Origin of the sequence: Aromatoleum toluclasticum ATCC 700605, assembly GCF_000378245.1 — a bacterium.
GTDB classification, from domain to species: Bacteria; Pseudomonadota; Gammaproteobacteria; order Burkholderiales; family Rhodocyclaceae; genus Aromatoleum; species Aromatoleum toluclasticum.
In genome coordinates this window covers 83,620-106,023 of the sequence record NZ_KB899494.1, presented here as the reverse complement: position 1 = coordinate 106,023, position 22,404 = coordinate 83,620, and the positions used below count along the sequence as shown (strand labels likewise).

Genomic DNA, 22,404 nt, shown 5'->3' with positions numbered 1-22,404 from the left:
ATTCAGGTCTTCACCAAAAATGCAAATAAATTCGCCTTCAGTGCCAGGATCAGGCCAATGAAGAGGCCACCCCAGTGGACGTCTTCATACAGCAGCCCGACCAGCACCAACAATCCCACTATCGACGCGACCTTGAGGAACTCGCCGACAAAAAAAGCTGCCACATGGCCTGACCCGCCACGCTGTGCGACGACGTGCAGCCGCAGCGCGAACAGGGCGCTCGGGAGCACACAGGACAGACCTCCGAATGCCGCGGAGACCGCCCCGGCAGGGCCGAAAAAAACGGCCGCAATGGCCGTTGCCACGATCGTTGCGCCCAACTGCAGTAAAACCATCTTCAGCATGGATCTGCCGCCGCGCCGTGCCTTTCAGGCACCGACCGCCTTCAAAATTTTGCGAATACTAGGGGTTAACCGTAACAAAGTCAAATATGTATCGCAGTGCAGCATGAAAGTTCCGCCTAGTCCTGCATCTTATACAAGATACGCAGAACTGCGTAGCTTGCGGGCCTGCCTGACACCTCGGGGGGGGGCGTTCCGCCCCGCGTCAGTCGAGGGGGCCGCGCAGACGGGCGAGGAGGCCGTCGAGCTGGTCGAGACTGCCGAACTGCAGGGTGATTTCTCCCGCGCCCTTGCGGTTGGCCTTGATGCGGACGGTCGCCCCTATGAGGTCGGCGGTTTCCTCCTCGAGGCGCTGGAGATCGCGGTCGGGGGCCTGCGTCGGCTTCTTGGGGCGCGGATTGACGCTCTGCTGCACGAGGCGTTCGGTGTCGCGCACCGACAGGCCGCGCGCGGCGACCTGGTTGGCGAGCTGGATCTGGTTGGCGCCGTCGAGCGGGAGGATGGCACGGGCATGGCCCATGTCGATGTCGCCGGCCATCAGCAGTTCCTGCACCGGGCGCGCGAGGTTCAGGAGGCGCAGCAGGTTGGACGCCGCCGGGCGCGAGCGGCCGACGGCGTCGGCGGCCTGCTGGTGGGTCATGCCGAACTCGTCGATGAGGCGCTGGATGCCGCTCGCTTCCTCGAGGGGATTGAGGTCCTCGCGCTGGATGTTCTCGATGAGCGACATCGCCAGCGCGGCCTCGTCCGGGATCTCGCGCACGAGGCAGGGCACTTCGCCAAGTTCGGCGATCTGTGCGGCGCGCCAGCGGCGTTCACCGGCGATGATCTCGTAACCGCTGCCGTCGACCGGGCGCACGAGGATGGGCTGCATCACGCCCTGAGCCTTGATCGAGGCGGCGAGCTCCTCGAGCGATCCGGGGTCCATGCGCGTACGCGGCTGGTACTTGCCTGGGCGCAACGCGGAGACATCGAGGGTCTGCAGCGCTCCTGCGGTTTCGTCGTCGTTGTTCGCCGCGAGCAGGGCGTCGAGGCCTCGGCCTAGGCCTTTGAGTTTGGGTCGGGACATGGGCTTTGCCTGCTGGATCATGGGCGGGTTACAGCGTCTTCACGCGTTCGATCATTTCATTCGCGAAGGCCATGTAGGCCTGCGCGCCCTTGGCGCCGCGGTCGAACACGACGCCGGGCATGCCGTGGCTCGGGGCTTCCGCCAGGCGCACGTTGCGCGGAACGATGGCGTCGAACACCTTGTCGCCGAAATGACTCTCGAGCTGGGCGGAGACCTGCTGCTGCAGGGTCATGCGCGCGTCGAACATGACGCGCAGCAGGCCGATGATCTTGAGCTCGCGGTTGAGGTTGGCGTGCACCTTCTTGATCGTGTTCACCAGGTCGGACAGGCCTTCGAGCGCGTAGTACTCGCACTGCATCGGGATGACGACGCCGTCGGCGGCGCACAGGCCGTTCAACGTGAGCATGGACAGCGAGGGCGGGCAGTCGACGAGGACGAAGTCGTAGTCGGCGTCGAACTGCCTGAAGGCGTCGCGCAGGCGGTTCTCGCGGCGCTCGAGGTCAACGAGCTCGACTTCGGCACCGGCGAGGTCGCGGTTCGCGGGCAGGACATCGTAGCCGCCCGAGGGCGAGGCGACGCGCGCCTCGTCGAGGGTCGCGAGGCCGACCAGCACGTGGTAGACGGATTTCGCGATCGTGCGCTTGTCGATGCCGCTGCCCATCGTGGCGTTGCCCTGCGGATCGAGGTCGATGAGCAGCGTGCGCTGGCCGGCGAGGTGCAGGGCGGCGGCGAGGTTCACGCAGGTGGTGGTCTTGCCGACTCCGCCTTTCTGGTTGGCGACGCAGAAGATTCGGGCCATTCAGCTCTTTTCCACGATGATCAGGTGTCGTTCGGCGCCGAGTCCCGGCACCGTCAGCGGCACGGCCTCGACGACGCGGAAGTCGGCGGGCAGGCGCGCGATTTCGTCATGAGGATACACGCCCTTCATGGCAAGGAAGCGACCGCCGGGACGCAGCAGGTGCTGCGTGAGGCCGACGAAGTCGGCGAGTTCGGAGAAGGCGCGCGAGATGATGGCGTCGAAGAGGGCGTCGGGGCGCACGTTCTCGACACGCTCGTTCAGGACATCGAAGTTCGCGAGCCCCAGTTCGATCTTCGCCTGCTGCTGGAAGCTCGCCTTCTTGTTGACGGTCTCGATCGACGTGATCGCGAGCGCCGGCGCGCGCCCCTGCGTGGCGATCGCGAGCGGGATGCCCGGCAGGCCGCCGCCGGAGCCGACGTCGGCGAGGCGTTCGATGCCTGCGAGCTGCGGCAGGACCGCCAGCGAGTCGAGCAGGTGATGCGTGAGCATCTGGCCGGCATCACGGATCGAGGTGAGGTTGTAGACCTTGTTCCACTTCGCGAGCAGCGCGGCGAAGGCGAGGAGCTTCGCCCGCACCTCGGGCGGCAGGTCCAGGCCCATTGCGGCGAGGCCGCTTTCCAGCGTCATTGCACTCATGCGGTTTTCGCGTGCGTCGGCTCGTTGCCAACCGTGTTCCGGTTGCGTGCGGCGAGTTCGCGGCGCTTGAGCCACACGAGCAGCAGCGAGATCGCGGCGGGCGTCACGCCCTGGATGCGGCCGGCCTGACCGATCGTTTCGGGCTTGTGCAGGTTGAGTTTCTGCTGCACTTCCTTCGACAGGCCGCGCACCTCGGCGTAGTCGAGATCGGCGGGCAGGCGCGTCGATTCGGCCTGCAGCTGTTTCGCGACTTCGCCCTGCTGACGGTCGATGTAGCCCTGATACTTGGCGGCGATCTCGAGCTGCTCGATGACCTGGGGGTCGGTCTCGGGCGCCTCGGGCGCGCCGGGCAGGGTCATCAGGTCGACGTAACGGGTATTCGGGCGGCGCAGCAGCTCGAAGAAGCGGTATTCGCGTTCGAGCGCCTTGCCGACGACGCGTTCGGCGTCGGCCACGGGCACGCGTTCGGGATTCGCCCACGTGGCCTTGAGGCGCGCGGTTTCGCGTTCGATCGCTTCGCGTTTGCGGCAGAAGGCTTCCCAGCGCACGTCATCGACCAGCCCCAGCTCGCGGCCCTTTTCGGTCAGGCGCAGGTCGGCGTTGTCCTCGCGCAGCGACAGGCGGTATTCGGCGCGCGAGGTGAACATGCGGTAGGGCTCGGCGACGCCGCGGGTGATGAGGTCGTCGACGAGCACGCCGAGATAGGCCTCGTCGCGGCGCGGGCACCAGGCTTCGCGCCCCTGCACCTGCAGGGCGGCGTTGGCGCCGGCGAGCAGTCCCTGCGCGGCGGCTTCCTCATAGCCCGTGGTGCCGTTGATCTGGCCGGCGAAGAAGAGGCCGTGGAAGGTCTTGGTCTCGAGGCTGGACTTGAGGTTGCGCGGGTCGAAGTAGTCGTACTCGATGGCGTAGCCGGGGCGCAGGATGTGGGCGTTCTCGAGGCCGCGGATCGAGCGCACGACGGCGAGCTGGACGTCGAAGGGGAGCGAGGTCGAGATGCCGTTGGGGTAGATCTCGTGCGTCGTCAGGCCTTCTGGCTCGAGGAAGATGTTGTGGCTGTCCTTGTCGGCGAAGCGGTGGATCTTGTCCTCGATCGACGGGCAGTAGCGCGGGCCGACGCCTTCGATGACGCCTGAGTACATCGGCGAGCGGTCGAGGTTGGCGCGGATGATGTCGTGGGTTTGGGCGTTGGTGTGCGTGATCCAGCACGGCAGCTGGCGCGGGTGCTGCGCAGCGGAACCGAGGAAGCTGAACACCGGCACGGGGTCGTCGCCGGGCTGCTCCTGCATCACCGAGAAGTCGATCGTGCGCGCATCCAGGCGCGGCGGCGTGCCGGTCTTCAGCCGCCCCTGCGGCAGCTTGAGTTCCTTGAGGCGCTGGCCGAGCGAGATCGCGGGCGGATCGCCCGCGCGGCCCGCGGAGTAGTGTTCGAGGCCGACGTGCACGAGGCCGTTGAGGAAGGTGCCGGCGGTGAGCACGACGGCGGGCGCCTCGAAGGCGAGGCCGATCTGCGTGACCACGCCGGTGACGCGGTCGCCGGCGACGGTGATGTCGTCGACGGCCTGCTGGAACAGCCACAGGTTGGGCTGGTTCTCGAGGCGGTGGCGGATCGCCGCCTTGTACAGCACGCGGTCGGCCTGGGCGCGGGTCGCGCGCACGGCGGGGCCCTTCGAGGCGTTGAGGATGCGGAACTGGATGCCGCCTTCGTCGGTGGCGGCTGCCATCGCGCCGCCGAGCGCGTCGACTTCCTTGACGAGGTGGCCCTTGCCGATGCCGCCGATCGACGGGTTGCAGCTCATCTGGCCGAGGGTTTCGATGTTGTGCGTGAGCAGCAGCGTTTTTGCCCCCATGCGCGCGGACGCGAGGGCGGCTTCGGTGCCGGCATGGCCGCCACCGACAACGATGACATCGAAACGGGAGGGATAGAGCATGGCGCACCCCGGCGCGGATGAAGCGAAAGACGGGAGATGTTACGCTGTTGCAGTGCGAAAGCCTAGTGTTCCGCACTGGTGTTCCACAGAAAAGCGGATAACAAACAGTGACTTGCACGAACGCGTCGCCCGCGCGGCGCGCCCGAGAGGCCCGGACGAAGGGATCAGGCGGCGGGACCGCCGTCGCCGGACAGGCCCAGCTTCTTCATCTTGTCCCAGAGGGTCTTGCGGCTGATCCCGAGTGCCGCCGCACTGTCGCCGATGCGACCGCCATGCTCGTCGAGAACGCGCAAGATGTAATCGCGCTCGCACTGCTGGAGATGATCCACGAGCCGTTCGGTGGGAGGCGCGCCAAACGGGACGGCGCGCTCGCGCCATGCGTCGCCGAACAGGACTTCGGGGGTCAGCACGGCCGAGGGGGCGAGCACGCTGGCACGTTCCAGCCGGTTGCGCAACTCGCGAATGTTGCCGGGCCAGGGATAGGCGAGCAACGCCTTTTCCGCGAGCGGACTCAATGCGCAAGCACGCACACTCCCTGCAGCGGCGAGATCGTCGAGGATCCTGCGCGCATGCCACAGGATGTCCTCGGGCCGTTCGCGCAGCGGCGGGACCTCGACGGCAACCACATTGACGCGATAGTAGAGATCCTCGCGGAACGTCCCCTCTGCGACCATCTCCGCGAGGTCGCGATGGGTCGCGCAGACCAGGCGCAGGTCGACGGCGACATCGCGCTCCGCCCCCAGCGGCGTCACCCGTCGCTCCTGCAACGCCCGCAACAGTTTGACCTGCATGAGCGGAGGCATATCGCCGATCTCGTCGAGGAATAGCGTGCCGCCCGCGGCCTGCTCGAACACGCCGCGCTTGTCGCGGACGGCGCCCGTGAAGGCCCCGCGGGTGTGCCCGAACAGCTCGGCTTCCATCAGGGTCTCGGGAATCGCGCCGCAGTTGACTGCAACAAAGGGACGCTGTCCGTCCGCTTCGCCGGCACCATGCAGCGCGCGGGCCACATACTCCTTGCCTACCCCCGACTCGCCGCGTATCAGCACCGTGCTGGCGCTCGCCGCTATGCGCGGCAGGCTGGCCTCGATCGCCCGCATGCCGGGCGAGACGCCCAGGAGCGGGATCGCGCCGCCCGCAGGCGCCAAGCGGGCACACAAGGCCTGCAGGCGCTCGATCAATTGCGGCACGTCGAAGGGCTTCGTGAGGTAGTCCTCGGCGCCGAGCTTCAGCAGGCGGACCGCTTGGTCGACGCCGCCGAAGCCCGTGATGAACAGGAACGGAGGGGGCACGGCCTCGGCGGTGACCTTGCGGTAAAGCGTCTCGCCGTCGATGTCGGGCAGCTGGATGTCGCTGACGACGACGTGGCAGCAGCGATTGCGCAGGGCGCGCAGGGCGCTCGCGCCGGTCTTGTGCCAGGTGCAGGCAAAACCGGCGAGCTCCAGCCGCTCGACCAGCGCCTCGCCGAGCAGTTCGTCGTCCTCGATCAGGCACACGCGATAGCTCATGTCGAAGGCCCCCCGTCGGCCAGCGGAAGCCCGACAAGGAAACGCACGGCGTCGTCCTCGCATCGCACTTCGATCCAGCCCTCCATCTGCTTCACCAGTTGATAAGTGACCCACAAGCCCAGGCCGTGGCCGCCCGGGCGATAGGATACGAAGGGTTCGAACAGGTGCGCCATCCTTTCGGGCGCAATCGGCGGTCCGCCGTTGGCGACCTCGATGTGCAGCTCGGCGGCACCTGCACGCACGACCGCCCGCACCCAGCCGCCTTCGCCGGCGGCCTGGATGGCGTTGCTGGTGAGGTTGATCAGCAACTGGCGGACCTGCGCGGCGGGCAGCGGCACCGACACCGGGAGCTCGACCGGCACCGACAGCTCGACGCGGGCCTTCTGCGCCGCCGGCTGCAACAGCGTCGCGAGATCCTCGATATCGGCACGCGCCAGTTCGCGGCGCTCGCAGCGCGCCTCCACGAGCAGCGCCCCGACCGTGTCGCGCACCTGCAACAGGCCGCGCTCGACCAGGCCCAGCGTGCGCCGGGTCCGCTCGTCGAAGGTGCGCCGCTCCTTGAGGGTGTCGACAGCGGTGAGCATGCCGGCCAGGGGGTTGTTGATCTCGTGCGCGATCGCGGCGGTGAGCCGGCCGATCGCCGCGAGACGCTCGGCGCTGACGATGCCCTGTTCTAGCAGCGCCTTCTCGCGCAGCGCCTGCACCATCCGGTCGAAGGCTTCGAACAGCAGCCCCACCTCGTCCCGGAAGTCGTAGCTGGAGCGCTCCTCGACGCGGGGCAGGCCGCGCTTGAGCGCCTCCATCTGGCGGGCCAGTTGCGCCAGCGGCGTTGCCAGCCGGCGCCCCCAGTACCAGTTGAAGGGCAGCAGCAAGGCGAGCGCGAGCAGCCCGATCATCAGCCCGCGCTCGATGCTCGGCGCGAACATCTCGGCCAGCGCCGGCTTGGAATAGGCCAGGATCAGGGTGCCGAGCGCCCGGTCGCCATCGGCAATGGGTACCGCGACGAAGAGTCGCGTCGATTCCTCGGGTTCGATCATCGCATAGGGCGTCACCGACTGGCTGGCGAGGGCCCGCGCGAGGCTCGAGAACTCGGCACCCGCATCCGCCAGGGGCGAGAGCATCCTGAGCACCTGCGGATCGCTCGCCACATACACCCTCGATTCATTGTCGATCGCGAATGCGAGCGCCGGACGCAGGCCGTGCCGGCGCTCGGCCCCGTCGCGAAAAGGCGCCCGCACGAGTTCGTATGCACGCCAGACCTCGTCGTGCAGCATCGCCGGTGCGATGGTTCGCGACAGGGCCGTGGCGAGGCTGTCGGCGCTGCTCAGCACGGCCTCGCGCTGGGCAAGGTAGGCGTTGTAGAGCGATGCGCCGAGCACCGACAACGAGGACGCCAGGATCAGCGCCGCGCCCCAGATCGGCAACTTGTGGCGGATACTGAGATCGAGCAGTCGTCGCAGCATCTTCAGTCCGGCGGTTCGCCGAGGGCGCGCATCATCTTCGCCACGCCGTCGTAGAGCTCCGGCGCGCCGGCGATGAAACCGTCGATGTTCAGGTCCGCGAGCAGATCGCGCCCTTCCGGATCGTCTCGCATCGAAAGCAGCGCGCGCTGCATGGCCCCGAAGGGCTCCTCGCCGACGCGTTCGCGATGGGCGACAAGGGGGGGAAAGCCGAACGGCGCCGAGCGCCATGCGACGCGGGTGCGGCCGGTGAGCGTCGGCGAGAGCTCTGCGAGCGTCTCCCAGACGAAGCTGTCGACCGCGCCGGCATCGGCCAGCCCGCTCGCGACCGCCTCGACGATCTTGCGGTGTCCGAAGGTGAAGAAGTGCTTCGCGAAGAAGCGCTCGGGCGTCTCTCCGATGAGGTGGAGTTGGTAACGCGGCACCAGATAGCCCGTGTTGGACAGCGGGTCGGCGAACGCGAACAGCTTGCCCCGCAGGTCCGCGATGGAGTGCGTGGCGGAATCGGCGGCATTGACGATGAGGTAGGAGCGGTATTCGGGCCGCCCCCGGAACAGCGGCACCGCGAGCAGGCGCACCTGCCGCCGAAGCTGCAGATACGGATAGTCGCAGATCCAGGCGAAATCGAGCTGCCCGAGCCGGAACAGGTCCATCGTTTCGCGGTAGCTGTCGCGCAGCACGAATTCGACCGGACGGGCGAGGTGGCGAATCAGGTAGTCCCGCCAGCGTTCGACCACCGTGTGACTGTCGTGCAGGAAGGCGGGCGTGAGGCCGACGCGCAGCGGCGCGCTATTCGGGTGCGAGCCGTGCTGCGCGCGGGCGAGGCCGACCGAGCCGCCGCGCCACACGAGCGGCAGGGCGGCCAGGGCGCGCAAGCAGAGACGCCTGTTACGCCCACGAAACCTATTCACCGGGCTTCCTCCGGTACTTGTTCCGAGTTCGTAACCAAATCCGTCCGGTGTCGCCCATCGTTACCAAAACGTAACTGAACGCAAGGACTGCTTCGGCCGGGCTCGCCCAGCCAGAATAATTTTCTGTTTTCAATCAGTACTTTGCGCATTAAGACCATGTTGGCACGATGGATGCTATGCCTTCCTCGACAGCGTCGATGTCGCCGCCCATCGTAGCGCACGCGGAGCGATCCGTGCGCCGGCGTCGTTCGAATCTCATCTCCGGAGGCAGATCCATGAGTGAACATACCCCCAAGGCGTCCCGCCGCGAATTCCTGTTGAAGGTGGCGGGCGGATCGGCGGCGGTGGCCACGGCCACGGCGCTGCCCGGCGTGGTGACATCGGCCGATCGTCCGAAGCGTTACGCGATGGTCATCGACACCCGCCGCTGCGTCGGTTGCCAGGCGTGCAGCGTCGCCTGCAAGACGGAGAACGAGGTGCCGCTCGGCGAGACCCGCAGCTGGGTCGAGTTCATCGAGAAGGGCAACTTCCCGAACGTGCGCCGCAGCTTCCTGCCCCGCCTGTGCAACCAGTGCGAGAAGCCGCAGTGCGTCGCGGTCTGTCCGACCGGGGCGACATACAAGCGCAGCCAGGACGGCATCGTCGTCGTCGACGCAGACGTGTGCATCGGCTGCAAGTATTGCGTGCAGGCCTGTCCCTACGGCATGCGCTTCATCAACCCGGTGACGGGGGCCGCCGACAAGTGCGACTTCTGCCTGCACCGCGTCGAGCAGGGGTTGGTGCCGGCGTGCGTCAATACCTGCCAGGGCCGCGCCCGGATCTTCGGTGACCTCAACGACCCGGCAAGCGAAGTCTCCCGGCTGCTCTCGAGCAATGCCACTTCGGTGTTGCGGCCCGAGATGGGCACCGAGCCGATGGTCTATTACATCGACGCCGATCACACGGATGCACGCGATGCGGCGCGCCAGAGCATCTACATCCGCATCGAAACCAATCGTCGCCAGAAAGAGAGGGTCTAGCCATGCATGAACTGAATTGGGGACTTCCCGTCATCCTGTACCTGTTCCTGGGCGGCATGGGTGCCGGTGCCGGCGCTGTCAGCGCCTCGATCTTCCTGCGCAGCGGCGGCGGCGACCTGGCCGGCTCGAATTTCCGCTTCGCGCGCTGGGGCGCACTGCTTGCACCGGTGCTGGTGATCCTCGGCACGGGGATGATCGTGCTCGAGCTGGGCTCCTTCCAGACGGGGCACTACTTCCGTTTCATCAACCTGTTCCGGACGATCAACCTGTCGCCGATGTCGATCGGCTCATGGGTGCTGGCGCTCTTCATCCTGGTGAGCCTCGCCTACGCCTACACCTTCCTGCGGCCCGACGCGGCGCCCGGCGACGCGCTGCAAACGCTGCGCAAGAAGCTCGCCTGGGCGATGGTACCGCTCGGCCTCGCCGTGGCGCTCTACACCGGGGTGCTGCTCGGGGCGATGCCCGCGCGGCCGTTCTGGAACTCGCCGATCCTCGCGATGCTGTTCATGGTCTCGGCACTTTCGACCGGCGTCGCGGCGATCCTGCTGGTGCGGGCGCTGTTCGCCCATCGCGGCATCATCAGCCCGGACAACTTCGAGCGGCACAGCTACATGCTCAGCTCCTCCGACATGCTGCTGATCGGGCTCGAGGTCGTCGTCATCTTCCTGTTCCTGATGTTCGGCCATCTGACCGTCGGCAACGTCAAGACGGCCATGTCGGTGATCCTGGGCGGCGAGATGAGCGCGCTGTTCTGGTTCGGATTCGTGCTGCTCGGGCTGGTGCTGCCCGGCCTGATCGAGATGAAGTACGTGCTGCCGACCCTGCTCTACCAGCGCCCGTTCGCGATCCCGCGCCGCATGGAGGTCGCCATCTGCGTGCTGGTGCTGGTCGGCGGCTTCATGCTCCGCTACGTCGTCGTCATCGCCGGCCAGATGACCGGCCCGGTTGGAATCTGAAGGAGTCAAGCCATGTTCGATCGTCGTCATTTCCTGAAACTGGGTGTCGCCTCGGCCGCGGCCGGTCTCGCCGGCGCGCCGACGCTGGGCAAGGCCGGCGACACGCTGGTGTGGGGCAACCAGGACTTCTCCCGCAAGACCGGCCGCGAACGCAAGGCAGTGCCGAGCGCGTGCTACCAATGCGTGACGCGCTGCCCGAACGTCACCTACGTCGAGGACGGCCGGGTGGTCAAGATCGAAGGCCAGCTGAAGTCGATCCGCTCGGAAGGTGTGATGTGCGCCAAGGGCCAGGGCGGCGTCAACCAGCCGAACGACCCGGACCGCATCCTGTATCCGCTCAAGCGGGTCGGCAAGCGCGGCGAAGGGAAGTGGAAGCAGATTTCCTGGGACGAGGCCCTCGGCGAGCTGGCCGGGCGGATCAAGGCCCTGATGGACAAGGGCGAACCGGAAAAGGTGATGTTCCAGTACGGGCGCATGAAGTCGTCCACCAGCAAGATGGTGAACACTTTTCTCGCGGTAGTCGGCACCGGCACCATCGGTGACCACACGTCGATCTGCGAGGGCGGCAAGTGGACCGCGCAGGAGCTCACCTGGGGTGCACACTATGACAGCTGGGATTTCGACAATACGCGCTTCGTGCTGAATTTCGGTTCGAACGTCTTCGAAGCGGGCACCAACCACGTCCCGACCTCGCATCGCCTGATCCGCGCGATCGCGGAGCGCAACGTGCGGCTAGTGACCTTCGACGTACGCCTCTCGAACACCGCCGCGAAATCCTCCGAATGGGTGCCGATCAAGCCGGGCACCGATCTGGCGGTCGTGCTCGCGATGTGCCACGTCGTGATGGGCGAAGACCTCCACAAGGGTGACGGCGAAGCCTTCCTCGAATACTGCAAGGTCACCGACAAGCGCGAAGCGAGCCTCGACGAGAAGGTCGCGGCGCTCAAGGCGCACTTCGAACCGTACTCGCCCGAATGGGCCGAGAAGCTCTCGGGCGTGCCGGCGCAGACGATTCGCCGCCTCGCGCGCGAGTTCGCGACGGCGCATCCGGCCTGCGTGATCAGCTACCGCGGCGCGATCGCGCACTACAACGGCAACGAGACCGAGCGCGCAATCCAGACGCTGGCGGCGATCACCGGCAACATCGACAACCCCGGCGGACGCTGCAAGGCGATCGAACCGAAGTGGCAGTTCCCGAAGGGGCCGGAGAATTTGCCGAAGGCACGCAAGCTCGCGATCGCCGATGGCCCGAAAGGGGCGGCGGCCCTGCCGACGCACCACATGAGCCATCAAGTCCTGAAGATGATCAAGGACGGCAGCGCCGGACGGCCGGAAATCTACATCTGCTACAAGTACACCCCGGCCTATGCCAACGGCAACGTGCAGGAGAACATCGACATCCTGAAGGACGAGACGCTGATCCCCTTCCACGTCAATATCAATCCCTTCTACGACGAATCGGCCGCCCTCGCCGACCTGATCCTGCCGGAGCCGACCTATGTCGAGCGCTGGGACTGGGAAGACATGGTCTCGCCGGTGCAGATCCCCGAGTTCTACATCCGCCAGCCGGCGGTGAAGCCGATGGGCGAGACACGCGACTTCGGCGACGTCGTGTGCGAACTGGCCGAGCGCCTCGGCACGCCGCTCGGCTACGCGTCCAAGGAAGAGTTCGTCCGCCTGTCCTGCGAAATGACGCCCGCCGTTGCGGCCGTAGGGGGCTTCGAGTACATGAAGCAGAACGGCGTGTACCACGACCCGAAGGCAAGCCCTGTGTATTTCAGCTATCGGCGCGAGATCAAAGCCGAGGACTACCAGAAGGACTCGGTGGTCTTCGATGAAGCGACCGGTGTGTACTGGGACTGGCAGAAGGCGCACGTCGATAGCCGCGCAGAGGCCCTCAAGACGGGGTATGCCCACGTCAAGGGCGCCTACAAGGCCTACGTCGGCCAGCGCATCGGTGAGCGGGTCGTCAGGGGCTTCCCGCCCGACAAGGTCAACAAGTCGGGGCTGTTCGAGGTCCATTCCGCGATCCTGGCGGAGAAGGGCTTCGCGCCGATGCCGACCTGGATGGCGGTGCCGGAGCACGAGCGCATGACGCCGGACGAGCTGGTGCTGACGACCTTCAAGGTCGCGACCCAGATCCACTCGCGTTCGCCCAACTGCAAGTACCTCACCGAGCTCTATCACAAAAATCCGGCCTGGATAAACCCGGCCGACGCCGCCCGGCGCGAGATCCGGGACGGTGACCGGATCAAGGTCAGCTCGGTCGTCGGCGAGATCGTCACCGAGGCGAAGGTCACGCCGGCCGTGAATGTGGGCGTGATCGCGATCTCCCACCACTGCGGCCACTGGGAATACGGGCGCTACGCCTCCGGCAAGCGGGGGCCCACCGCGACCGACAATGACGCCGATCTCGAGCGCATCTGGTGGAAGGGGGACCACGGCGTGCATCCGAACTGGATCATTCCGAACTCGCCCGATCCGATCAACGGCGAGCAGCGCTGGATGGACACCGTCGTCAAGGTTGTCAAGGCATGAGCGCGACCGACCGTGACACCCTGCGGTCCGAGGCGGTCAGCGAGGACGCGGACGCCATGCAGGCGATCCGCGCCCGCGCGGCGATCTTCGACCTCCTGTCGGGCCTCTTCCGCCACGCGCCCGACGCCGCCGCGCTGTCCGCGCTGCGTACCGGGGCGCTCGCCGACGCCCTCGCCGACATCGGGCTGACGCAGGAAGCCCTTTTCGGCGGGTTCGACGAGAAGGATCTCGCCGATGAGGTGGCGGTCGAGTTCGCCCGCCTCTTCCTGCTGCCCGGTGTGCTCGTCTCGCCGCATGAGTCCGTGCAGCTCGCGGGCGGCTCGGGCATCCTGCGCGGGCCCGAGACGGCGGACGTGCGCGACTTCTACGAACGGACCGGCTTCCGCCTCGCCGATGCGCTGCGGATGGAACCCGACCATTTCAGCATCGAGCTGGAGTTCCTCGGCCATCTGGCGCGCGAGCAGGCGTTCGCGCTGGAGACGGGCGAAGCCGCCTGCGCGCGCGACGCCGCGCGCTACCAGCGCGAGTTTCTGGGGCGCCATCTCGGCCGATGGGCTCCGCGCTTTCTCGACCGCGTCTCGGCACACCCGGATGCACGGCTCTACCGGTCGCTCGCGGCGCTTGCGAAGGCCTTCCTGGCCGAGGCCGACAACGATGACTCGAAACGGGAGGGATAGCGCATGACGCACCCCGGTTTGGGGAGGAAAGGCGGGCCGCCGGAATTCGCCCGCCCCCTTCGCCCCGGTGCCTGCTCAGCGGCGGGCGAGACGGATCACCTGCGCCTCGATCAGCCCCTCCATCGCTCCGCGCGGGTGTTCGATCGCGAAGCCGCTCGCGCAATGCAGGCCGAGCAGCAGCCCGGCCATTCCCAGCTTCCGTCCCAGACCGCGTCCCGCCCCGATCGACCAACCGCTCATGATGCCCGTCACTCCGTCCGTTCGCGCGGCGCCCGGCATGACCTTGCGATCGGTCTCGGCAGGCTCATCCCGGCGGCGGACCGCTGCCTTCCCTTCCGCAGCGGAATCATTCCTGGCGCAGCTGCTGATGAACGGCATCGACGTCGGGATTGCCCGGGAGCACCTTGCCGTTCACTTCGAGCACCGGCAACTGGATGCGGGCCTCTCCGTTGCCGGCGACGATCGAGTGCAGGCGTTCGGCCGCCCCCTGGTCCTTGTCGACCGCATATGCCGTGTATCGCAGGCCGTTGTCGTCGAGCCACTCGCGCATGTCGTCGCAGTCGGCGCATCCGGTGATCACGTAGATATCGATGCGGTTGTTGCTGGCATAGCGGGCCGCCGCGACGCTCCCCGCCGCGCCCGCGGCGTGCGATCCGGCACCGTTCTCGACGGAGCCCATCGCGCCGAGGAAGCGGGCTGCACTCTCGGGGTCACCGGCGATGTTGCGGTAACTGAGGGTTCCGAGCGCGAGCACGGCGGCGAGCGCGACGACGGCACGCCTGCCGCCGCCATCGGCCGGCACCGTGCCATACTCGTTATCGTCGTTGTCCCCGCGCAGGAACAACAGCGCGAGCGCCATAAGGCCGCCGAGCACGGGGACGAAGAGAATCAGTGAAAGCCAGCCGTTGCGGCCGGTGTCGTGCAGTCTCAGGGCGATGCAGCGGACGCCGTAGATCGCGGACAGGAACATGCCGAAGCCGGCGAAGGTAGCCTTGCCCGTCTTCGCCGCGATCAGAACGAAAACGAGCCACAGCATCGTGCTGACGAGCGAACTCGTGAAGTAGTCGAGCCTGCCCAGCCGACCCGAGAACCCCACACCCAGGAGTCCGGCACTCGCCCCGCTTGCAGCGCGCGGTCCCCGGCCCGGGGTCTGGGTGCGCGCAGCGATTTCGGCAGCGCGCTGTTCGCGCGCCTCGCGCTCGAGCGCCTCCTGCGCCGCAGCGTAGCGCGGCATGTCAAGGCCGCACTTGCGGCACAAGGTGCGCTTGGGCTGTGCTTCGCCGCACTTGGGGCACTGCACTTCGGCATCCGCCCCCTGCGGTGCGAGACCCTGCGAGAGGGCATCCGGCGAAGGCGTGCTGGGTCGAGCCAGGGCGAAGAGTTCACCGGGTTGCCGGTCTTCGGTCGCGTTGCCGGGCTCGACGGGCACCGCCGATCGCTCGACCGGCTCAGGCGTCGCTGCGATCGGCTCCGCCGAGGGCTGAACCGGCGGCACATCCCCGGCGGAGAGCGATTCGACGTAGGCTTCGAGGTCGAGCGATTGCAGGCGGGAGACGAGCTTTGCGGCCGCTTCCGGGCTCGCGCGGCGCGAAACCGCGACAGGCTGTCCGCACAGCATGCGGTCGAGCTGCCCGTCCTGCAGCTGGAAGGCACGACCGACCGCCGCCCGCACATCATTCAGCGTCGCCCCGGAAAGCGTGCGGCCGGAAATCATCACCCTGCAATGGTTTGTCATCGGTCGTATGGAATAACGTCGAAAGGCGGCATTCTGCCTGCAAAGGACGCATTCCGCCCGGTTCCGCGCATGCACTCCGTATAATCTACCGGCTCCCGGCTGCTTCCCCAGGTCCCGATGCTGATCCTTCCCCTTCCCGCCCGGCCCGACTGGACCCGCCCCCCGCTGGCAACCCTGTCGATCATGCTGCTTTGCCTGATTGCGTTCCTGATGCAAGGCGGCGACGCGGAGCGGGCAGAGGCGGCGAGGCGGTATTACCAGCAATCCGGACTGGCCGGAACCGAGGGCGCGGCCTACCGTGCCGAACTCGGCCGGCGGAAGGGGGGCGAGGGACGTGCATCGGCGCAGAGAAACGACGCTGCCTTGCTGCAGGAGATGGAGGCCGACCGGGACTTCATGCAAGCGCTGCGCATGGGGCGCGTGATTACCTCGGACAGTCCCGACTACCCGACGTGGCGGGCGCAACGGGCCCATTACGAGACGCTGCGCGCACGTGTGCTGACCGAGCGCTTCGCCCTTGAAGGGCAGCAGCCGCGGCCGGCGACGCTGCTGACGCACATGTTCCTGCACGGCGACATCCTGCACCTGAGCGGGAACATGGCCGTCCTGTTCGTCGTCGGCTACACGGTCGAAGCCGCCCTCGGGCCGCTCGGCTTCCTCGCCCTCTATCTACTCGGAGGTCTGGGCGCGGCGCTGCCGGACCTGCTTCTTCCCGCCACGGGGCACCGCTTGTCGCTGGGCGCCTCGGGGGCGATTTCGGCCGTGATGGCCGCCTACCTGGGCTTGTTCGGCCGCCGCCGGATCGAGTTCTTCTACTGGCTCCTGTTCTTCTTCGGCACCGTGCGCGGACCGGCCCTCGCGATCCTGCCGCTATGGCTGGGAAACGAGCTGCTGCAGAACTTCGTTCTCGACCGCGACGGCAACGTGAACTATCTGGCGCACTTCGCCGGCCTGATCAGCGGAGCGCTGCTGATCGCCCTGTACCGCTGGCGCAGGCACGGCCGGAGCGCGGAACTCGTGCATCGACAGGACGCCGAGCAGGTGATTTCGGCGTTGCGCGCCCGAGCGGAGAAGCATGTCGCGGCGATGCAGTTCGGGCTCGCCGCCCTGCAGTACCGGAAAATGTTCGACGAGCACGAGGGCGTGAGTGCGAAGTTCGCCGCGGAGTACTGGCGGGTCGCCCGCCTCGCGCGCCAGGTCGAGTTGGAGAGCGACGCCCGCCGGCGGATTCTGGAAGCTGCCGCAGCCGATCCCCAAACGCTGAACGCGAAGCTGCTGGGCGAGGCGCTGAACGGGGACGCGAGCGTCCTGCCTGCGCTTACGCCCGGACAGTGGGAGGCGCTGACCGGTGGCCTGATCGACGCCGGCGAACTGGACGTCGCCGAGCGCCTGGTGCAACGCTTCTTCCCCCGCCCCGAACAGCGGGCGATCGCTGTGCGCCTCGCCGGACGGCTGGGGCGCGCCTTCGATGCGCGGGGCCTTGCGGAACGGGCAGCACCGCTGCGACGGCTGCTGGCTGCCGTCGAACGTCCACGCTAGCAGGCTCCGGCAGCGTTCGCGGCGGCCAGCCGGTCGAGCAATTCGCCCAGCCGCGCCGCCTCCGCTGCGGCAGCACTTTCGGGATAGTGCTCGCGAAGGGCTGCCAGCACGCGGCGGGCCTGGGTTTCGTCGCGCCGATGTTCGATCAGGAGGCGGGCACCCAGCAGATACACTGCAGGGGTGTCGGCATGGCCCGGGAAGCGGCGATCGAAGCCCTTGATCAGCCTCGCCGCGGCGTCGTAGCGCCTCGCGTCGAAGAAAGCCTGCGCAAGAGGCAGGACGAAGAAGCCGAGCGCGGGGCTGTAATCGGGCTCGTGCCGCCAGATGGCCTCGACGACATCGATCGCGACCCGTTCCCTGCCACCCCGCAGAAGCGCTGGCAGCCATTCGGTGGCATGCGCCAGCATCGTGCGCTCTTCCCCCGGCACCGCGCACAGCAGGCGGTGCAGACGCAGGTTGGCCGTCGTGTCGCCCGGCCTCTCGGCGAGTTCGCTGCGCGCGAGCGCAATCGCGTCGGCGAATCGACCTTCGCGTATCAGGGTCGCGGTCTCGGCAGTACGCTGTGTGGCCGGATCGGTACGCACTGCGGCGGCCGTCTGGCGCTCGAAGCCGACATCGACCGCGACACCGAGCACGTCGTGGTACTGGTAGAGCGCATAGCCCATGAGGCGGAACATCACGACGGTGAAATAGGCTCCCAGAAAGCCGCCGAGCGCGCCGACGAAAGCGGACGGCACGACCGGAACGAGCCAGCCGAGCAGGACCGCACTGCTCGACGAGAGCAGCAGCAGACAGGCACACAGGCCGAGATAAGGCATGCCGATGCGGTGGATGAGGGCCCACAGGCGCGGCGGGGTGATCGACTCCCCGAGGTCGTTCGTGAGGGCAAGCAGCATCGTGTTGGCGGGGAGCAGCAAGCCGAGAAGCACTAGAAGGACCATCGCGAGGTGCCCCCCGCCGATGCTCGCCGCGTACGCACTCAGGCTCAGCCCGATCGCGATGACGACGAACTGCTTGTAGGGAAGGTACTTGCCGCCGTGCCCCCCATGCAGGAGCACCGGGGCCTCGTCGAGGTGCCCGCGCGCGGTGAGCTCCAGCACCTTGTAGCCGTAGCGCAGCGTCGCCACGAGAACGACGAGTTGCAGGACCAGATTGGCGGGAAAGAACACGCCCCCCGCCAGACCGGCGAGGGCGCCGATGCCGAGACAGGCGAGCAGCGGCTCGAGCGAGAGCGGATAAAGGAAGAAGCTGCCGAAGCGGCGCCAGTAAGGCTGGATCGCAGGTGAGGGAGGCATCGGGGCTGCAGGTCGCGGGAGCACAGCCCGGAGTCTATTCCACGGTTCTGCGGCGGGGACAGCGGAATATGCCGAAATACGTTGTTCCCGACCCCAAGCGACGCCGCGGGAACGGCCCGGTGCACAAGCCAAGGTTGCCAACCCTTCCGCCGTTGGGGATACTCGCGCGTTTCAGCCCCTCCGCGAGCCGCAAGGAAATCATGTCGAACATCCCGCCCTGCCCCCAATGCACCCTCGAGAACACCTACCCGGACGGTGCGAACTACGTGTGTGCCGACTGCGGCTACGAGTGGCCGATGGCCGAGGCCGCGCCCACGGACGACGAGGACGAGGCGGTCGTCAAGGATGCCAACGGCAACGTGCTGCAGAACGGCGACTCGGTGGTGCTGATCAAGGATCTGAAGGTGAAAGGCTCGTCGATCACGCTGAAGGTCGGCTCCAAGGTGAAGAGCATCCGCCTCGTCGGCGGCGACCACGAGGTCGACTGCAAGATGGACGCGGGCAACTTCATGCTCAAGGCCTGCTACCTGAAGAAGGTGTGATCATCGGGGCGCGACGCGCCCCGATGCCTCAGTGGTTGAGGATCTTGGCGAGGAAGGTCTGCGCGCGCTCGGAACGCGGCTGGCCGAAGAAGTCTTCCTTCGCCGCATCCTCGACGATGGCGCCGCGGTCCATGAAGATCACGCGGTTGGCGACCTTGCGCGCGAAACCCATCTCGTGCGTGACGCACATCATCGTCATGCCTTCGTGGGCGAGCTGGACCATGACGTCGAGCACCTCGTTGATCATCTCGGGATCGAGCGCCGAGGTGGGTTCGTCGAACAGCATGCAGATCGGGTCCATCGCGAGCGCGCGGGCGATTGCGACGCGCTGCTGCTGGCCGCCCGAAAGCTGCCCTGGGAACTTCGCCGCCTGACTCTTGAGGCCGACGCGGTCGAGCAGCTTCAGGCCCTTGTCGACCGCCTCCTCCCTGCCGCGGCCGAGCACCTTGATCTGCGCGATCGCGAGGTTGTCGGTGATCGTCATGTGCGGGAAGAGCTCGAAGTTCTGGAACACCATGCCGACCTTGGCGCGCAGCTTCGGCAGGTCGGTCTTCGGATCCTCGACCGCGATGCCATTGACGACGATGCTGCCCTGCTGGAAGGGTTCGAGCGCGTTGACGCACTTGATCAGCGTCGATTTGCCCGACCCGGAGGGGCCGCACACCACCACCACTTCGCTCTTGCTCACCTGCGTGGTGCAGTCGGTGAGCACCTGGAAGCTGCCGTACCACTTCGAAACGTTCTTGATCTCGATCATCGTTCTGGGCTCCCGATGCTTAGCGGATGATGGCGATGCGCGACTGCAGCAGCTTGACGAGGCGCGACAGCGTGAAGCAGATGACGAAATAGACGACCGCGACGGTCGTGTACATCTCGACCGGGCGCAGGTCGCGCTGCGTGATCTTGTCGGCGGCGCCGAAGAAGTCGGTCGCGCCGATCGCATACACGAGCGAGATGTCCTGGAACAGGATGATGGTCTGGGTGAGCAGCACCGGCAGCATGTTGCGGAAGGCCTGCGGCAGCACGACGAAGCGCATCGTCTGGCCGTAGGTGAAGCCGAGCGCGTAGCCCGCGGCGATCTGGCCCTTGGGGATCGACTGGATGCCCGAGCGCATGATTTCCGAGTAATACGCGGCCTCGAAGATCGTGAAGGTGAAGTAGGCCGAGTTGGCGGCGCCGATCGGCGTCGATTTGCCGGTGATCATCTGCAGCACGAGCGGGATGATGAGGTAGAAGGCGAGGATCACCTGCACCAGCGGCACGCTGCGGAAAACGTTGACGTAGCCGGCGGCGAACCATTGCAGCGGCACGATCGACGAGAGGCGCATCAGCGCCAGCAGCGTACCGATGAGGATGCCGCCGAGCATCGCGGTGACGGTGACCTGCAGCGTGTAGCGCAGGCCTTCGGCGAGGAAGGCCCAGTTCGCGGCGATCACCGAGAAGTCGAAGTCGCTCATGATCCCTTCCCTCCCTTCTGGCCGACGATGAGCCCGGGCACGCGCGTTCGCGCCTCGACGAAGGCGAGGATGCGGTTCATGACGAACGCAAGGATGAAGTAGGCAAGCGTGACGACGATGGTGATCTCGAGCACCTGCGAGGTCTTCTCGATGATCTGCTTGTACTGGAAGTACAACTCCAGGATACCGACCGCGTAGGTGACGGCGGAGTTCTTGAAGATGTTCATCGCCTCCGACGTGAGCGCCGGCAGCACGATGCGGTAGGCCATCGGCAGGCGCACGTAGCGGTAGGTCTGCCATTCGGTGAAGCCCAGCGCGAGGCCGGCGTTGCGCTGGCCGCGTGACAGCGAGTTGATGCCGGCCTTGACCTGCTCGGCGATGCGCGCGGCGGTGTACAGGCCCAGCCCGACGATCGCGGTGACGAAATAGGGCAGGTCCTGCTTCATCCAGATGCCGATGTTCTCGGGCACCAACTCGGGCACGACGAAGAACCACATGAAGAGCTGGACGATCAGCGGGATGTTGCGGAAGAGGTCGACATAGGCATCGCCGAGCCCGACGAGCCAGCGGCCGGGGGTGGTGCGCATGACGCCGAGCGCAGAGCCGAGAATCAGCGCGACGGCGAGCGATGCGAGCGAGACGAAGGTGGTCCAGCCGAGGCCGGACAGGATCCAGTCGTAATACTTGAGACCGTCGTCGGTCTCCTGGAAGAAGAACATCCAGTCCCAATGGTAGTTCATGCGAACCCCCTCCCTGGGCGGCGCGCGGGCGCCGGGTTTGTCGGATGTCGGGTCGCCGCGGCCGGGGGACGGCCGCCGCGCGCGGGCGGTTTACTCGACGCCCTTGTCGGTCGGGCTCTGGAACGCGGCCTTCACCGCCGCGCTCATCGGGAAGTTGAGGTTCACGTTGCGCGGCGGGATCGGGTTCATGAACCACTTGGTGTACAGCTTCTCGACCTCGCCGGACTTCATCAGGCCGGTGAGGGTCTTGTCGACGATCGCCTTGATCGGCGCGTCGTCCTTGCGCATCATCACCGCGTAGGGCTCGTCGCGCAGCGAGGGGCCGACGATCTCGAAGTTGGCGGGGTTCTTGGAGCTGGCGATGAGGCCGGCGAGCAGGATGTCGTCCATCACGAAGGCGGCGGCGCGGGCGCTCTCGACCATCAGGAAGGAGTCGGCGTGGTCCTTGCCGTAGATGTTCCTGACGTCGATCGTCTTGCCCTTCTCGTTCATCTTGATGAGCTGGTCGGACGTCGTGCCGGTGGTGGTCACGACGGGTTTGCCGTTGAGGTCGCCGATGTCCTTGACACCGGAGTCCTTGCGCACGGCCATGCGCACGCTGGTGACGAAGTACGCGACGCTGAAGGCGACCTGCTGCTGGCGCGCGACACTGTTCGTCGTCGAGCCGCACTCGAGGTCGATCGTGCCGTTCTGCATCAGCGGGATGCGGTTCTGCGAAGTCACGGCCTGGTAGTTCACCTGCAGGCTGGACAGCTTCAGCTCGGCCTTGATCGCGTCGACGACCTTGCCGCACAGGTCCATCGCATAGCCGATGGGCTTCTGATTCGCGTCGAGGTAGGAGAAGGGCACCGAGGATTCGCGGTGGCCGATCGTGATCGCGCCGGAATCCTTGATCTTCTGCAACGTGCCGGTGAGCTGGGCATGGGCGGGCGCGGCGAGGGACAGGCACAGGGCGACGGCGGTGAGGGACTTGCGCATGAACGGACTCCAATTGTGTTGGTTCGGAAATGCGGAGGACGACTCTTTGACCCGGCGAGGCAGCGAGCAGGTGACGGCCGCCCGCGCCCATCGTAAGGCATGGCGCGGCACGCGGGCATAGGGATCAACCCGTGTCCACGCTCGTGCGCCGGAGTACTGCGGGCGAGCTTACACTTTGTAACCGGCGCGGGCCCGATGTCCGCGGCATGCTGCGGACAGGCGGCCGGGGGTGGCCGCGCACCGCGCGGACCGCGGTTCGTCCGCGGGCAGGAGTCGGCGGGT

At 66.9% G+C, this 22,404-nt stretch carries 21 protein-coding genes; 6 read left to right on the top strand and 15 right to left on the bottom strand.

The window, feature by feature from the left end; genetic code table 11:
- Nucleotides 1–2: 2 nt before the first annotated feature.
- From F464_RS0108100 to F464_RS0108065, 8 genes are all read right to left on the bottom strand, one after another.
- On the bottom strand, nucleotides 3–344 hold the full coding sequence (locus F464_RS0108100; protein ID WP_018989293.1) for an ATP synthase subunit I: 342 nt from the start codon (nucleotides 342–344) through the stop codon (nucleotides 3–5).
- A 202-nt stretch (nucleotides 345–546) separates the two neighbouring features.
- Nucleotides 547–1,407 carry a ParB/RepB/Spo0J family partition protein gene (locus F464_RS0108095; protein ID WP_026295843.1) on the bottom strand — a complete coding sequence of 287 codons (861 nt, stop codon included), beginning with the start codon at nucleotides 1,405–1,407 and terminating at the stop codon, nucleotides 547–549.
- 28 nt (nucleotides 1,408–1,435) lie between these two features.
- The gene (locus F464_RS0108090; RefSeq protein ID WP_018989291.1) at nucleotides 1,436–2,206 is read right to left on the bottom strand and encodes a ParA family protein; all 771 of its coding nucleotides are present in this window, start codon (nucleotides 2,204–2,206) and stop codon (nucleotides 1,436–1,438) included.
- The gene (gene rsmG / locus F464_RS0108085) at nucleotides 2,207–2,842 is read right to left on the bottom strand and encodes a 16S rRNA (guanine(527)-N(7))-methyltransferase RsmG (RefSeq protein WP_018989290.1); all 636 of its coding nucleotides are present in this window, start codon (nucleotides 2,840–2,842) and stop codon (nucleotides 2,207–2,209) included.
- Nucleotides 2,839–4,770, bottom strand: a complete 1,932-nt coding sequence (gene mnmG / locus F464_RS0108080; protein WP_018989289.1) for a tRNA uridine-5-carboxymethylaminomethyl(34) synthesis enzyme MnmG — start codon at nucleotides 4,768–4,770, stop codon at nucleotides 2,839–2,841. The genes rsmG and mnmG overlap by 4 nt, the downstream gene beginning before the upstream one ends.
- Before the next feature lie 164 nt (nucleotides 4,771–4,934).
- Nucleotides 4,935–6,275, bottom strand: a complete 1,341-nt coding sequence (locus F464_RS0108075; protein WP_018989288.1) for a sigma-54-dependent transcriptional regulator — start codon at nucleotides 6,273–6,275, stop codon at nucleotides 4,935–4,937.
- Nucleotides 6,272–7,738: a sensor histidine kinase gene (locus tag F464_RS0108070; RefSeq protein ID WP_018989287.1), complete on the bottom strand. Its 1,467-nt coding sequence runs from the start codon at nucleotides 7,736–7,738 to the stop codon at nucleotides 6,272–6,274. Before F464_RS0108070 ends, F464_RS0108075 begins: the two co-directional genes overlap by 4 nt.
- 2 nt (nucleotides 7,739–7,740) lie before the next feature.
- On the bottom strand, nucleotides 7,741–8,610 hold the full coding sequence (locus F464_RS0108065; RefSeq protein ID WP_018989286.1) for a substrate-binding domain-containing protein: 870 nt from the start codon (nucleotides 8,608–8,610) through the stop codon (nucleotides 7,741–7,743).
- Between the two features lie 311 nt (nucleotides 8,611–8,921).
- Between F464_RS0108065 and dsrO the strand changes: the two genes are divergently transcribed.
- The 4 genes from dsrO to F464_RS29855 are packed head-to-tail and all read left to right on the top strand — an operon-like array spanning nucleotide 8,922 to nucleotide 13,836.
- Nucleotides 8,922–9,665 (top strand): sulfate reduction electron transfer complex DsrMKJOP subunit DsrO, encoded by a 744-nt coding sequence (gene dsrO / locus F464_RS28035; RefSeq protein ID WP_018989285.1) that lies wholly within the window; start codon nucleotides 8,922–8,924, stop codon nucleotides 9,663–9,665.
- 2 nt (nucleotides 9,666–9,667) lie between these two features.
- Entirely contained in the window at nucleotides 9,668–10,621 is a 954-nt protein-coding gene (gene nrfD / locus F464_RS0108055) for an NrfD/PsrC family molybdoenzyme membrane anchor subunit (protein ID WP_018989284.1), read from the top strand.
- 12 nt (nucleotides 10,622–10,633) lie between these two features.
- Nucleotides 10,634–13,159 carry a molybdopterin-containing oxidoreductase family protein gene (locus tag F464_RS0108050; protein WP_018989283.1) on the top strand — a complete coding sequence of 842 codons (2,526 nt, stop codon included), beginning with the start codon at nucleotides 10,634–10,636 and terminating at the stop codon, nucleotides 13,157–13,159.
- Nucleotides 13,156–13,836: a TorD/DmsD family molecular chaperone gene (locus tag F464_RS29855; protein WP_018989282.1), complete on the top strand. Its 681-nt coding sequence runs from the start codon at nucleotides 13,156–13,158 to the stop codon at nucleotides 13,834–13,836. The genes F464_RS0108050 and F464_RS29855 overlap by 4 nt, the downstream gene beginning before the upstream one ends.
- A gap of 75 nt (nucleotides 13,837–13,911) precedes the next feature.
- Here the strand turns inward: F464_RS29855 and F464_RS30870 are convergent, their stop codons facing one another.
- Both F464_RS30870 and F464_RS30260 read right to left on the bottom strand, forming a co-directional pair.
- Nucleotides 13,912–14,076: a hypothetical protein gene (locus tag F464_RS30870; RefSeq protein ID WP_157353610.1), complete on the bottom strand. Its 165-nt coding sequence runs from the start codon at nucleotides 14,074–14,076 to the stop codon at nucleotides 13,912–13,914.
- A 106-nt stretch (nucleotides 14,077–14,182) separates the two neighbouring features.
- Complete coding sequence (locus F464_RS30260; protein ID WP_018989280.1) at nucleotides 14,183–15,550, bottom strand: DUF805 domain-containing protein; 1,368 nt, start codon at nucleotides 15,548–15,550, stop codon at nucleotides 14,183–14,185.
- Between the two features lie 138 nt (nucleotides 15,551–15,688).
- Between F464_RS30260 and F464_RS29850 the strand changes: the two genes are divergently transcribed.
- Complete coding sequence (locus F464_RS29850; protein WP_084600442.1) at nucleotides 15,689–17,110, top strand: rhomboid family intramembrane serine protease; 1,422 nt, start codon at nucleotides 15,689–15,691, stop codon at nucleotides 17,108–17,110.
- Here the strand turns inward: F464_RS29850 and F464_RS0108025 are convergent.
- Complete coding sequence (locus tag F464_RS0108025; RefSeq protein WP_018989278.1) at nucleotides 17,107–18,405, bottom strand: tetratricopeptide repeat protein; 1,299 nt, start codon at nucleotides 18,403–18,405, stop codon at nucleotides 17,107–17,109. The genes F464_RS29850 and F464_RS0108025 overlap by 4 nt on opposite strands.
- Nucleotides 18,406–18,605: 200 nt before the next feature.
- On the opposite strand from F464_RS0108025, the gene F464_RS0108020 reads away from it, so the two are divergent.
- Nucleotides 18,606–18,947 (top strand): zinc ribbon domain-containing protein YjdM, encoded by a 342-nt coding sequence (locus tag F464_RS0108020; RefSeq protein WP_018989277.1) that lies wholly within the window; start codon nucleotides 18,606–18,608, stop codon nucleotides 18,945–18,947.
- Nucleotides 18,948–18,975: 28 nt separating this feature from the next.
- Here F464_RS0108020 and F464_RS0108015 read toward each other — a convergent pair whose 3' ends face one another.
- The 4 genes from F464_RS0108015 to F464_RS0108000 all read right to left on the bottom strand — a co-directional run bounded on the left by F464_RS0108015 (nucleotide 18,976) and on the right by F464_RS0108000 (nucleotide 22,122).
- Nucleotides 18,976–19,704, bottom strand: a complete 729-nt coding sequence (locus F464_RS0108015) for an amino acid ABC transporter ATP-binding protein (protein ID WP_018989276.1) — start codon at nucleotides 19,702–19,704, stop codon at nucleotides 18,976–18,978.
- A 19-nt stretch (nucleotides 19,705–19,723) separates the two neighbouring features.
- Complete coding sequence (locus F464_RS0108010; protein ID WP_018989275.1) at nucleotides 19,724–20,404, bottom strand: amino acid ABC transporter permease; 681 nt, start codon at nucleotides 20,402–20,404, stop codon at nucleotides 19,724–19,726.
- Nucleotides 20,401–21,144, bottom strand: coding sequence for an amino acid ABC transporter permease (locus tag F464_RS0108005; RefSeq protein WP_018989274.1), 744 nt, complete (start codon nucleotides 21,142–21,144; stop codon nucleotides 20,401–20,403). Before F464_RS0108005 ends, F464_RS0108010 begins: the two co-directional genes overlap by 4 nt.
- A 90-nt stretch (nucleotides 21,145–21,234) precedes the next feature.
- Entirely contained in the window at nucleotides 21,235–22,122 is an 888-nt protein-coding gene (locus tag F464_RS0108000) for a transporter substrate-binding domain-containing protein (RefSeq protein WP_018989273.1), read from the bottom strand.
- Nucleotides 22,123–22,404 lie beyond the last annotated feature (282 nt).

What these genes read in the sequence shown, in the direction of transcription:
- F464_RS29850 (WP_084600442.1), top strand. Translation starts at nt 15,689, where the DNA reads ATGCTGATCCTTCCCCTTCCCGCCCGGCCCGACTGGACCCGCCCCCCG.
- F464_RS0108090 (WP_018989291.1), bottom strand. Translation starts at nt 2,206, where the DNA reads ATGGCCCGAATCTTCTGCGTCGCCAACCAGAAAGGCGGAGTCGGCAAG.
- rsmG (WP_018989290.1), bottom strand. Translation starts at nt 2,842, where the DNA reads ATGAGTGCAATGACGCTGGAAAGCGGCCTCGCCGCAATGGGCCTGGAC.
- F464_RS0108050 (WP_018989283.1), top strand. Translation starts at nt 10,634, where the DNA reads ATGTTCGATCGTCGTCATTTCCTGAAACTGGGTGTCGCCTCGGCCGCG.
- F464_RS30870 (WP_157353610.1), bottom strand. Translation starts at nt 14,076, where the DNA reads ATGAGCGGTTGGTCGATCGGGGCGGGACGCGGTCTGGGACGGAAGCTG.
- F464_RS0108015 (WP_018989276.1), bottom strand. Translation starts at nt 19,704, where the DNA reads ATGATCGAGATCAAGAACGTTTCGAAGTGGTACGGCAGCTTCCAGGTG.
- F464_RS0108010 (WP_018989275.1), bottom strand. Translation starts at nt 20,404, where the DNA reads ATGAGCGACTTCGACTTCTCGGTGATCGCCGCGAACTGGGCCTTCCTC.
- nrfD (WP_018989284.1), top strand. Translation starts at nt 9,668, where the DNA reads ATGCATGAACTGAATTGGGGACTTCCCGTCATCCTGTACCTGTTCCTG.
- F464_RS30260 (WP_018989280.1), bottom strand. Translation starts at nt 15,550, where the DNA reads ATGATTTCCGGCCGCACGCTTTCCGGGGCGACGCTGAATGATGTGCGG.
- mnmG (WP_018989289.1), bottom strand. Translation starts at nt 4,770, where the DNA reads ATGCTCTATCCCTCCCGTTTCGATGTCATCGTTGTCGGTGGCGGCCAT.
- F464_RS0108025 (WP_018989278.1), bottom strand. Translation starts at nt 18,405, where the DNA reads ATGCCTCCCTCACCTGCGATCCAGCCTTACTGGCGCCGCTTCGGCAGC.
- F464_RS0108100 (WP_018989293.1), bottom strand. Translation starts at nt 344, where the DNA reads ATGCTGAAGATGGTTTTACTGCAGTTGGGCGCAACGATCGTGGCAACG.
- F464_RS0108075 (WP_018989288.1), bottom strand. Translation starts at nt 6,275, where the DNA reads ATGAGCTATCGCGTGTGCCTGATCGAGGACGACGAACTGCTCGGCGAG.
- F464_RS0108000 (WP_018989273.1), bottom strand. Translation starts at nt 22,122, where the DNA reads ATGCGCAAGTCCCTCACCGCCGTCGCCCTGTGCCTGTCCCTCGCCGCG.
- F464_RS29855 (WP_018989282.1), top strand. Translation starts at nt 13,156, where the DNA reads ATGAGCGCGACCGACCGTGACACCCTGCGGTCCGAGGCGGTCAGCGAG.
- dsrO (WP_018989285.1), top strand. Translation starts at nt 8,922, where the DNA reads ATGAGTGAACATACCCCCAAGGCGTCCCGCCGCGAATTCCTGTTGAAG.
- F464_RS0108005 (WP_018989274.1), bottom strand. Translation starts at nt 21,144, where the DNA reads ATGAACTACCATTGGGACTGGATGTTCTTCTTCCAGGAGACCGACGAC.
- F464_RS0108070 (WP_018989287.1), bottom strand. Translation starts at nt 7,738, where the DNA reads ATGCTGCGACGACTGCTCGATCTCAGTATCCGCCACAAGTTGCCGATC.
- F464_RS0108020 (WP_018989277.1), top strand. Translation starts at nt 18,606, where the DNA reads ATGTCGAACATCCCGCCCTGCCCCCAATGCACCCTCGAGAACACCTAC.
- F464_RS0108095 (WP_026295843.1), bottom strand. Translation starts at nt 1,407, where the DNA reads ATGTCCCGACCCAAACTCAAAGGCCTAGGCCGAGGCCTCGACGCCCTG.